The 12,115-nt window shown below is 54.3% G+C and carries 6 protein-coding genes; 4 read left to right on the plus strand and 2 right to left on the minus strand.

The window, feature by feature from the left end:
* The first annotated feature begins 106 nt into the window (after positions 1-106).
* Positions 107-2,743: a DNA topoisomerase (ATP-hydrolyzing) subunit A gene (gyrA, locus tag JO226_RS10120; RefSeq protein ID WP_293554105.1), complete on the plus strand. Its 2,637-nt coding sequence runs from the start codon at positions 107-109 to the stop codon at positions 2,741-2,743.
* Positions 2,744-2,903: 160 nt separating this feature from the next.
* Positions 2,904-5,753: a two-component system sensor histidine kinase RcsC gene (rcsC, locus tag JO226_RS10125; protein WP_293554107.1), complete on the plus strand. Its 2,850-nt coding sequence runs from the start codon at positions 2,904-2,906 to the stop codon at positions 5,751-5,753.
* Positions 5,754-5,804: 51 nt separating this feature from the next.
* On the opposite strand, the gene rcsB is transcribed toward rcsC, so the two are convergent.
* Together rcsB and rcsD are read right to left on the minus strand one after the other, a co-directional pair.
* Positions 5,805-6,455 carry a response regulator transcription factor RcsB gene (gene rcsB / locus JO226_RS10130; RefSeq protein ID WP_013365505.1) on the minus strand — a complete coding sequence of 217 codons (651 nt, stop codon included), beginning with the start codon at positions 6,453-6,455 and terminating at the stop codon, positions 5,805-5,807.
* Between the two features lie 16 nt (positions 6,456-6,471).
* Positions 6,472-9,147: a phosphotransferase RcsD gene (gene rcsD, locus JO226_RS10135; protein WP_293554112.1), complete on the minus strand. Its 2,676-nt coding sequence runs from the start codon at positions 9,145-9,147 to the stop codon at positions 6,472-6,474.
* Positions 9,148-9,968: 821 nt separating this feature from the next.
* On the opposite strand from rcsD, the gene ompC reads away from it, so the two are divergent.
* A complete protein-coding gene (ompC, locus tag JO226_RS10140) occupies positions 9,969-11,141 on the plus strand; it encodes a porin OmpC (protein ID WP_293554114.1) in 1,173 nt (390 codons plus the stop codon).
* Positions 11,142-11,243: 102 nt separating this feature from the next.
* Positions 11,244-12,115, plus strand: an 872-nt coding sequence (gene apbE, locus JO226_RS10145) for an FAD:protein FMN transferase ApbE (protein WP_293554116.1), incomplete at its 3' end; no start/stop codon positions are given.

The raw sequence follows: 12,115 nt of genomic DNA on the forward strand, positions 1-12,115 counted from the left end.
CAGGTGACAGGCGCGAATAAACCGTATTGGTTTAGCTCTATTCCTGTGGCTGTGTTATAATTTGCGACCTTTGAATCCGGGAAAAATGTAGAGGGATAGCGGTTAGATGAGCGACCTTGCGAGAGAAATTACACCGGTCAACATTGAGGAAGAGCTGAAGAACTCTTATCTGGATTATGCGATGTCGGTCATTGTTGGCCGTGCGCTGCCGGATGTCCGAGATGGCCTGAAGCCGGTACACCGTCGCGTACTTTACGCCATGAACGTACTGGGCAATGACTGGAACAAAGCCTATAAAAAATCTGCCCGCGTCGTGGGTGACGTCATCGGTAAATACCATCCCCACGGTGATTCCGCGGTGTATGACACCATCGTCCGTATGGCGCAGCCGTTCTCGCTGCGCTACATGCTGGTCGATGGTCAGGGTAACTTCGGTTCTATTGACGGCGACTCTGCGGCGGCAATGCGTTATACGGAAATCCGTCTGGCGAAGATTGCCCATGAGCTGATGGCCGATCTCGAAAAAGAGACGGTGGATTTCGTCGATAACTATGACGGCACGGAAAAAATTCCGGACGTTATGCCGACCAAAATCCCGAACCTGTTAGTGAACGGTTCGTCCGGTATCGCCGTAGGTATGGCGACCAACATTCCACCGCACAACCTGACGGAAGTGATCAACGGCTGTCTGGCCTATATCGACGATGAAAATATCACCGTTGAAGGGCTGATGGAGCATATCCCGGGGCCAGACTTCCCGACGGCGGCTATCATCAACGGCCGTCGCGGCATTGAAGAAGCCTACCGCACCGGTCGCGGCAAAGTGTACATTCGCGCTCGCGCGGAAGTGGAAGCGGACGCCAAAACCGGTCGTGAAACCATCATCGTGCACGAAATTCCGTATCAGGTGAACAAAGCGCGCCTGATTGAGAAAATCGCCGAGCTGGTGAAAGACAAACGCGTTGAAGGCATCAGCGCGCTGCGCGACGAGTCTGATAAAGACGGTATGCGCATCGTTATTGAAATCAAACGCGATGCGGTCGGCGAAGTGGTGCTTAATAACCTCTATTCGCAGACTCAGCTGCAGGTTTCTTTCGGCATCAACATGGTTGCGCTGCACCATGGTCAGCCGAAGATCATGAACCTCAAAGAGATCCTCGAAGCGTTTGTCCGCCACCGCCGTGAAGTGGTGACGCGTCGTACGATTTTCGAACTGCGTAAAGCGCGCGACCGTGCGCACATCCTTGAAGCGCTGGCCATCGCGCTGGCCAACATCGATCCTATCATCGAGCTGATTCGCCGCGCGCCGACCCCGGCGGAAGCGAAAGCGGCGCTGATCGCGCAGCCCTGGGATCTCGGCAACGTCTCCGCAATGCTCGAGCGCGCTGGCGATGACGCCGCGCGTCCGGAGTGGCTGGAGCCGCAGTTCGGCATCCACGACGGCAAGTACTTCCTGACCGAACAGCAGGCGCAGGCGATTCTGGATCTGCGTTTGCAGAAGCTGACCGGCCTTGAGCATGAAAAACTGCTCGACGAGTACAAAGAGCTGCTGGAGCAGATTGCCGAGTTGCTGCACATTCTCGGCAGCGCCGATCGCCTGATGGAAGTTATTCGCGAAGAGCTGGAGCTCATTCGTGAGCAGTTCGGCGACGAGCGTCGTACCGAAATCACCGCCAACAGCGCCGATATTAACATCGAAGACCTGATCAATCAGGAAGACGTTGTTGTGACCCTGTCTCATCAGGGCTACGTGAAGTATCAGCCGTTAACCGATTACGAAGCGCAGCGTCGCGGCGGGAAAGGGAAATCGGCGGCACGTATCAAAGAAGAAGACTTTATCGACCGCCTGCTGGTCGCTAACACCCATGACACGATCCTCTGCTTCTCCAGCCGCGGTCGCCTGTACTGGATGAAGGTGTACCAACTGCCGGAAGCCAGCCGTGGCGCGCGCGGACGTCCGATCGTCAATCTGCTGCCGCTGGAAGCCGATGAGCGTATCACCGCGATTCTGCCGGTACGCGAGTACGAAGAGGGCGTGAACGTCTTTATGGCGACCGCCAGCGGCACCGTGAAGAAAACGGCGCTGACCGAGTTCAGCCGTCCACGTTCTGCCGGTATCATCGCCGTTAACCTCAACGAGGGCGACGAGCTGATTGGCGTGGATCTGACCTCCGGTACTGATGAAGTCATGCTGTTCTCTGCCGCCGGTAAAGTGGTGCGCTTTAAAGAGAACGCTGTGCGCGCCATGGGCCGTACGGCGACTGGCGTACGCGGCATCAAACTGGCGGGCGAAGACAGCGTCGTTTCCCTGATTATTCCGCGCGGCGAAGGGGCAATCCTCACCGTGACGCAGAATGGTTACGGTAAGCGTACGGCGGAAGGCGAATACCCGACCAAGTCTCGCGGCACCCAGGGCGTTATCTCCATCAAGGTCACCGAGCGCAACGGCTCCGTGGTCGGTGCGGTGCAGGTTGACGACTGCGACCAGATCATGATGATCACCGATGCCGGTACGCTGGTGCGTACCCGCGTGTCGGAAATCAGCGTAGTAGGGCGTAATACCCAGGGCGTGATCCTCATCCGTACTGCGGAAGATGAGCACGTGGTGGGTCTGCAGCGCGTGGCTGAACCGGTTGATGATGAAGAGCTCGATGCCATCGACGGCAGCGCGGCGGAAGGCGACGATGAAATCGCGCCGGAAACCGACACTGACGACGATGTTGCGGATGACGCCGACGAGTAATACGGCGTAAAGCGAAAGTCATGTGAAAGGGCCAGAATACTGGCCCTTTTTGTTATCGGAGCCCAACAATTCAGACGACAGGAAGGCCGGGATAACGTTGCGGGGTTTTCATTTTACCGCTACCTTAAGCTCATCTTTTTTGCTCGCAGACGGCCGAACGTTGAAATACCTTGTCTCCTTCCGTACCACCCTGAAAGTCTCTCGTTACCTGTTTCGGGCGCTGGCGCTATTACTGTGGCTGTTGGTCGCCTTTATCACCGTGTTTTACATCGTGAACGCGCTGCACAGCAAAGAGTCGGAGATTCACCAGGAGTTCAACTTAAGTTACGACCAGGCGCAGCGCTATATTCAGCGGACTTCCGATGTGATGAAGGAGCTGAAGTACATCGCGGAAAATCGCCTCACCGCAGATAACGGCGTGCTCTCCTCCAGAACGGCGAAGGACAGCGCAGAAGTACCTGATTTTGAACCGCTATTTCCTGATTCCGACTGTGGAACCCTGAGCACCACCTGGCGTAGTTCGCTGGAATCGCTGGCCTGGTTTATGCGCTACTGGCGTGACAATTTTTCTGCCGCCTACGATCTCAACCGGGTGTTCTTCATCGGCAGCGACAATCTCTGTATGGCGAACTTTGGCCTGCGTGATATGCCTATGGAGCGGGATCAGGCGCTGAAAACGCTGCATGAGCGGATCATGAAATACCGCAATGCGCCGCATGACGAGCGCGGTAACAATCTGTTCTGGATAAGCCAGGGGCCGCGCCCGGGTGTGGGGTATTTTTATGCCCTGACGCCGGTGTATCTCGCCAATCGTCTGCAGGCGCTGCTGGGGATTGAGCAGACCATTCGCATGGAAAATTTCTTCACGCCGGGCAGCTTACCGGTTAGCGTGACCATCCTGGATGAAAACGGACAGCCGCTGATTTCGCTGGTGGGGCCAGAAAACAAACTGAAGATAGAGCCGCGCTGGATGCAGGAGCGCGAGTGGTTTGGTTATACCGGCGGTTATCGCGAGCTGGTGATGAAGAAGAACCTTGCGCCGTCATCGCTCAGCATCGTCTACTCGGTACCGGTCGATATCGTGCTGGAGAGTATTCGCATGCTCATTCTCAACGCGGTGCTGCTGAACGTGTTGACCGGGCTTGCGCTGTTTACCATGGCGCGGATGTACGAACGACGCATTTTTATTCCCGCAGAGGTCGATGCCCAGCGGCTGGAAGAACATGAACAGTTTAACCGCAAAATCGTGGCTTCCGCGCCAGTGGGGATCTGTATTCTGCGAACTCAGGACGGCACCAATATCCTGAGCAACGAACTGGCGCACAACTACCTCAACATGCTGACGCACGAAGACCGCCAGCGGCTGACGCAGATAATCTGCGGCCAGCAGGTCAACTTTGTCGATGTGTTGACCAGCAACAATACCAACCTGCAGATAAGCTTTGTCCACTCCCGCTACCGCAATGAAAACGTGGCGATTTGCGTGCTGGTGGACGTCAGCTCGCGCGTGAAGATGGAAGAGTCGCTACAGGAGATGGCGCAGGCGGCAGAGCAGGCCAGCCAGTCAAAATCGATGTTCCTTGCGACCGTCAGCCACGAGCTGCGTACGCCGCTGTATGGCATCATCGGCAACCTCGACCTGCTGCATACTAAAGAGCTGCCGAAAGGGGTCGATCGTCTCGTAACCGCCATGAGCAACTCGTCGAGCCTGCTGCTGAAGATCATCAGCGATATTCTCGATTTCTCGAAAATTGAGTCCGAACAGCTGAAAATTGAGCCACGTGAGTTTTCTCCGCGCGAGGTGATGAACCATATAACGGCGAACTACCTGCCGCTGGTGGTACGTAAACAGCTCGGGTTGTACTGCTTTATCGACCCGGACGTCCCGCCGCTGATGGTCGGCGACCCGATGCGCCTGCAGCAGGTGATTTCCAACCTGCTCAGCAACGCCATTAAATTTACTGACATGGGCTGTATTATCCTGCACCTGCAGCAGGACAGCGATTACCTCAGCATCAGCGTGCGTGACACCGGCGTCGGTATTCCGGCAAAAGAGGTGGTGCGCCTGTTCGACCCGTTCTTCCAGGTGGGAACCGGCGTGCAGCGCAACTTCCAGGGGACGGGACTGGGGCTGGCGATTTGCGAGAAACTTATCAACATGATGGATGGCGATATTGCCGTCGACTCCGAGCCGGGGATGGGCAGCCAGTTTACAATCCGTATTCCGCTCTATGGCGCGAAGCTGGCTGTGGCGTCAGCCTATGACGGGCTGCGTGGAAAATGCTGCTGGTTGGCGGTACGCAATGCCTCACTGGCCGGGTTCATTGAGTCGCTGCTGGCGCGCTATGGCGTGAAGGTGCGCCTGTACGAAGGGCAGACGCCGCAGGCCGATGACGTTCTTATCACGGATGATGAGCCGCCGCAGGCGTGGGCCGGGCGGGCGGCGATTATTTTCTGTCGTCGCCATATCGGCATTCCGCTGGAGCGCGCCACAGGGGAGTGGATCCAAAGCGTCGCCTCGCCGCATGAACTCACGCCGCTACTGGCGCGGATATACCGCATCGAGGCTGAGCACGCCGACAGCGCCAGCGCGGCGCTGCCAGCGCCGGAGAACACGGCAGCGGCGAATGACGACATGATGATCCTCGTGGTTGACGATCACCCGATTAACCGCCGCCTGCTGGCCGATCAGTTGGGATCGCTTGGCTATCAGTGCAAAACGGCGAACGACGGCGTTGATGCGCTGAATGTGCTGAGTAAAAACGCGATCGACATCGTGCTGAGCGACGTCAATATGCCCAATATGGACGGTTACCGACTGACGCAGCGGATCCGCCAGCTGGGCTTAACGCTTCCCGTGGTTGGCGTGACGGCGAACGCGCTGGCGGAAGAGAAGCAGCGTTGCCTCGAATCGGGTATGGACAGCTGTCTGTCGAAACCGGTGACGCTCGATGTGCTGAAGCAAACGCTGACAGTGTATGCGGCCAGAGTCCGTAAGGGGCGGGCATAAAAAACCCCGCAGCGTCAGCCGCGGGGTTTTGATGTGGATAACGCCGTCGCGTTACTCTTTATCGGAAGGCGACAGCGTGACTGAGGAGAGGTAGTTCAGCAGTGCGATGTCGTTTTCCACGCCAAGCTTCATCATCGCGGATTTTTTCTGGCTGCTGATGGTCTTGATGCTGCGGTTGAGCTTTTTGGCTATCTCCGTGACCAGGAAACCTTCGGCGAACAGTCGCAGTACTTCGCTCTCTTTGGGTGACAGGCGTTTGTCGCCATAGCCGCCGGCGCTGATTTTCTCCAGCAGGCGGGAGACGCTTTCCGGAGTAAATTTCTTGCCTTTTTGCAGCGCGGCGAGCGCTTTCGGCAGGTCAGTCGGCGCGCCTTGCTTGAGCACGATCCCTTCAATATCGAGATCCAGTACCGCGCTCAGGATAGCCGGGTTGTTATTCATCGTCAGAACGATAATTGAAAGCCCCGGGAAATGGCGCTTGATGTATTTGATAAGCGTGATCCCGTCGCCGTATTTGTCTCCTGGCATGGAGAGGTCGGTGATCAGGACGTGAGCATCCAGCTTTGGCAAATTAGTGATAAGCGCAGTGGAGTCTTCAAATTCGCCGACGACATTCACCCACTCGATTTGCTCAAGTGATTTGCGAATACCGAACAGTACAATCGGATGGTCATCGGCAATAATAACGTTCATATTGTTCATGTATTAGGCTACCTTGCTACAGCAAGCTCTTGACGTAGTCGTCAATGTCGCTGATATATTTTTCTATTCCTGGCGCATCTTGCTCGCGTATCAGATGCTCCAGCGTTTCACATAACTGCTTGCCGGGTATCAGATTGAGCATGGCAAACACCCCTTTCAGGCGGTGGGCCGTCTGGGCCAGCGCGGCAAAATCACTTGTCGCTGATTCAGTATACAGCCTCTTAACATCATCCGGTACCGTGTCGGCAAACAGGGCGTAATAGCCACTGGCATGAAGCTCGGCGTTTTCGTTAACGCCAGCCGGCGACCCCTGTAATTCTCCCTGAGCGAGTTGCTCTTCGATAAGTTGTAGTACCGCTTCCTGCATTGCATTACTGATATTAAAGTTAACCCGCAGCTGGCCTGGACCGATTTTGCGAATCCCAGCCTCATCATCGCTTAAAAGCAAGCCCGAGGCAGTAAGATTAGACGGATTATCTGTCAAAAAGAGATCGTATTCTTGACTTGTCAGCCTTTCATCGGGCGTGATGCAGCTTGCGCCCCAGTTTTCGAGCTGCCTGACGACAATACTGCGAATCTCGTTAGAGGTAATGTCAATCATGGCGACCACCTCATCCAGCAGTTTCTCGTCTTCCTCATGCTCCTGCGCGCGCGCGGCCATTTTGACGTGCAGGGAGTAGCGCGTACCCAGCGGCTCACGCGCTTTAATGTTGAGATGTCCTCCGAGCTTGCGCGCCAACTGGTCGCAGAGCCAGAAGGTGAGGGCGTTGGCTTTACCAAAACGGTCGCCCTGCGTTTCATTGAGGAACGGGAAGTGCAGGTTGTCGATTTCGCTATTGGATATCCCGTTGCCGGTATCCAGAATACGAAAGGTTAAGCGATCGTCCGCGGACTCATCGGTGCTGACTTCGAGCGTAATTTTGCCGATTGGCGTGGTGGTGACCGCATACTGAATCAACAGCAACAGGATTCGCTTTAACGCCTCGCGGTCGCCGTGGCGCTGCTCATTCGCAGCCAGATGGTTATTGATAAGCAGCTGCAGGCCTTTACGCTTAATGGCGGGCAGCACCTCCGGTACGACTTCATCAATCAGCTCCTGAATGGAAAACAGTGCGGGGTTGCCTTTCCAGCCGTCGTTTTCCAGCAGATTCGCCAGCTGGATCTCATCCACCAGTTGCGCCAGCACGTCAGCGTGGTGCGCCAATTGCCGGCTTTCTTTGTCCTCAAGTGCCGCGGCTTCACTCGCCAGTGCTTTTACCGGCTGTTTTAGCGCCTCGCCGATATTCTGCATAAAGGAGATGCGACCCTGCTGGTTTTTCTCATACAGACGCTGCGCCTGCTTGAGCTTTTTGTTCACCAGCACTTCTTTATCCTGATCGCGAATAATAAAAATCTGCATTCGCGGGGAGAACTGGCTACGGAACTGGCGAATCTCATACTGCTCGTTATTGATGGTCGCCTGGATAACGCCCTGATGCTGATCGGCCATGCTGGTGATGTTTTGCAGATTCAGGTGCGGCAGCAGGTGATCGGCAATTTTATTGCTGATCACCGTGCGGTTGGATTCCTGGTCGTGCACCAGCAGGCCAAGCGGCAGCAGGGAGACTATCTCCTCATTAATTGCCTTCAGCGCCCGCAACTCGCCATTGGCGGCGGACGGCGCGCCGGGCTCGCTGCTCGGGCGCCCGGCGTGGTGGCGGAAGGTGGTGTAGCCGAAGAGCGCCAGTGCCAGCAGACCGATGTTCAGCAACAGCGGCAGCAGAATATTTTGCAGCGTGTCGAGCAGCAGGGTGCCGAAGGGGACCTGCCAGACCAGTCGCATCCCGGTCGAGTTGACCGACGACGAAATTTCGATGCGGGAACTGTTGAAGTTGACGTTCACGCTGTCGGTAAGTTCTTTATCCTGATTCGGACGGATGTTCTGGGTCGGGTCAGGTTCCAGACGGAAGCTGTCCAGCGCCATGCCGGGCGGGATCAGGTCGTTGATCGGCAGATCGAAGGCGACGACGGTCGCCAGATGCCCTGGCTGGTTAAAGGTGGTGCGCAGGGTGAAGTAATGACCGTTTTGCCACGCCAGGCGACGCAGCGACGAGAACGTTTCACGTTCATCGAGCGTATTGGCCTGCTGGAGCATTTCCGCACGGCGGGAATCGACGATGCTGCCGATAGTAGACTCTTTAAAGCCCGCAGAGAGGTCTTTTAGCGGCAGCGTTGAGATAAGAATCAGGCTGTTGTCCTGGCCGTTGAGGTAGTACATCGACCAGGGTACCGTCTCAGCGCCCCACAGCGTATCCAGATAGGTGGACATCTTCTGCGTCATATCCAGCGTTGAGCTGTCGTGCGAACCGAAAATCAGCGCTTCGGTTTTGCGTCGTGGTTTTTCCAGATAATAGACATCCTGCTTGAGACGGGTTTCCTGTAGACCGTCGCTACCCGACGAGCTGGAGGCGGATGCCGCAATGTTGTCGTAGATCTGCCACGTTGCGTACCGCCAGGTGTCGACGCGTTTATGAATCGCGTGGGTCATATCGACGACCTGGTAACTCTTATCCTTTAGCCAGGCGTTCACCGCGCTTTGGATCATCACGCCCATAGTGACCAACAGGACGACAATCAGTAGCAGAAAGAAACGGGTAATGCTTCCGGGTATCAGTGAAAACTTGTTTGGGATCATCGTGTCAGAATGACTCATTAGTATGTATGTAATTCATGATGGCTATCCCCAGAAGAACAACACGACATCATGCCCACAGTCCTTTCGTTGATGCCTGCCACAGGCGCCATGATGCTATCAGTCCAGGCAGAGCCCAGCAGGCAGTATAAAGGGTAACGTGGCAATTACCATACTCTCAGCCGCATTGCCATGGCGCTGATAATGTCGGGAACGATGAAATGGTTAATATGTACATTGTTACATTATCTGTACAAATATTTACGTTCAAAATTCGAGATATAGCACGAATAAACAAGATATTATTTATCGCGTAGCTTTTAACTGAAATTTTGCAAGTTAACTGGATTCGTGAATAGTTGTTGTGATTGATCGGCGATAGCGCATAATTGCGAGGGTTACGTAAAGAAAGGTAAAAAAAAACCGGATGCGAGGCATCCGGTTGAAATACAGGTAAACAGACATTCAGAACTGAATGACGGTAATAAATAAAGTTAATGATGATAGCGTTGGCTATTCTAGTTGCCGGGGACGGTTTTGTTTTGACTTTCAGTGCTATATGTTAATTTTTTCGTAACTCAATGTTTTTAATGCAATATATTATTTTTTTGATTATTGGTGCTATATTTTTTAGCTTTTCGTGGCATAAAAAAAGTTCCTCTATATTAACATTTTGAAACATCTTGTGGGTAGTTTGAAACACCTTAAAAGTTCTGGTATCATTTTCTTATTGGATATTTCTGTAATTTGCCGCACAATGAAGTTGCCGACTGATTAGATTCTTAGTCAGTATGCAGTGGCGATAAAAAGGCATATAACACATATAACAGAGGGTTAATAACATGAAAGTTAAAGTACTGTCCCTCCTGGTACCGGCTCTGCTGGTAGCAGGCGCAGCGAACGCGGCTGAAATTTATAACAAAGACGGCAACAAATTAGATCTGTACGGTAAAGTAGACGGCCTGCACTATTTCTCCAGCGACTCCGGTGCTGACGGCGACCAGTCCTACCTGCGTTTCGGCTTCAAAGGCGAAACCCAGATCAACGATCAACTGACCGGTTACGGCCAGTGGGAATACAACGTTCAGGCAAACAACGCTGAAAGCGCATCTGACAGCCAAGCCTGGACTCGTCTGGCGTTTGCGGGTCTGAAATTTGGTCAATACGGTTCCTTCGACTACGGTCGTAACTACGGCGTTCTGTACGACATCGAAGGCTGGACCGATATGCTGCCGGAATTCGGCGGTGACTCCTACACCAAAGCTGACAACTACATGACCGGTCGTGCAAACGGCGTTGCAACCTACCGTAACAACGACTTCTTCGGTCTGGTTGACGGCCTGAACTTCGCTCTGCAGTACCAGGGTAAAAACGAGAACCCGGGCTCTGGCGAAGGCACCAACAACGGTGATCGCAAAATCCGTAACTCCAACGGCGACGGTTTCGGTATTTCTTCTACCTATGACATCGGCGCAGGTTTCAGCTTAGGTGCGGCCTACACCACGTCTAACCGTACCAACGACCAGAAAAATGCGTTTGGTGGCTTTACTAACAATGGCGTGGGTATCGTTAACCAGCAGTATGCAGGCGGCGACAAAGCTGATGCATGGACTGTGGGTGGTAAATACGACGCCAACAACGTCTACCTGGCGACCATGTACTCTGAAACCCGTAACATGACCCCGTACGGTAACGTTAATAGCCTCAACGGTGGTGGTATTGCGAACAAAACTCAGAACTTCGAAGTTACCGCTCAGTACCAGTTCGACTTCGGTCTGCGTCCGGCGATCTCCTACCTGCAGTCTAAAGGTAAGGACCTGAACCTGGTTGGCGGCGGTTCCGACAAAGATCTGGTTAAATACATGGATATCGGCGCTACCTATTACTTCAACAAAAACATGTCCACCTACGTTGACTACAAAATCAACCTGCTGGACGGCAACGATAGCTTCTACAAAAACAACGGTATCGGTACCGACAACATCGTCGCGACCGGTCTGGTTTACCAGTTCTAATCGTTTGTTAATATTGAAAAAGGGTCCTGCGGGACCCTTTTTTTATGCACTATTTTCACGTTTTTGATGTACCCTTGCGCCTGGTCAAGAGGATAATAACGTATGGACATTACTTTTTTCCGCGCCGCGCTACTGGCGACGGTGGTACTGATTGCTGGTTGTGATAACAGCAGCGCGCCTTCTGCGAGCACCTCTCCGGCGACGGTACTCGAAGGTAAAACAATGGGCACCTTCTGGCGCGTCAGCGTTATCAATCTTGATAACGGGAAAAGCGACGCGCTGCGTAAAAAGGTGCAGGCTCAGTTGGATGCGGACGACATGCTGCTGTCGACCTGGAAAAATGACTCCGCGCTGATGCAGTTTAACCATTCCACCAGCCTGTCGCCGTGGCCGGTGAGCGAAGCGATGGCGGATATCGTCACGGAATCTCTGCGCATTGGCGCGAAAACCCAGGGCGCGATGGATATTACCGTCGGCCCGCTGGTCAACCTGTGGGGCTTTGGCCCGGATAAACAGCCGGTGAAGACGCCGGATCAGGCGCAGATCGATGCCGCGCGGGCGCGTACCGGGCTGCAGCACCTGACGGTGATTAATCAATCCGGCAGCCAGTATCTGCAAAAAGACATTGCCGATTTGTATGTCGATCTTTCGACTGTCGGAGAAGGATATGCCGCCGATCATCTGGCGCGACTGATGGAACAGGAGGGGATCTCCCGCTACCTGGTCTCGGTTGGCGGGGCGTTGGTGAGCCGGGGAATGAACGCGGATGGAAAACCGTGGCGGGTGGCGATTCAGAAGCCGACCGATCGCGAAAACGCGGTGCAGGCGATCGTTGATATTAACGGTCACGGCATCAGCACCTCCGGCAGCTATCGCAACTATTATGAGCTGGACGGTAAGCGTATTTCTCACGTTATCGATCCGCAAACCGGCCGCCCGATTGAGCATAAACTGGTCTCGGTGACGGTGATCGC

Origin of the sequence: Pluralibacter sp. (assembly GCF_019237635.1) — a bacterium.
Taxonomy (GTDB): Bacteria; Pseudomonadota; Gammaproteobacteria; order Enterobacterales; family Enterobacteriaceae; genus Enterobacter_B.

Bases quoted from the DNA above. Each gene is read 5' to 3' on its own strand.
- gyrA (WP_293554105.1), top strand. From the start codon at position 107: ATGAGCGACCTTGCGAGAGAAATTACACCGGTCAACATTGAGGAAGAG.
- rcsB (WP_013365505.1), bottom strand. From the start codon at position 6,455: ATGAACAATATGAACGTTATTATTGCCGATGACCATCCGATTGTACTG.
- rcsD (WP_293554112.1), bottom strand. From the start codon at position 9,147: ATGAGTCATTCTGACACGATGATCCCAAACAAGTTTTCACTGATACCC.
- ompC (WP_293554114.1), top strand. From the start codon at position 9,969: ATGAAAGTTAAAGTACTGTCCCTCCTGGTACCGGCTCTGCTGGTAGCA.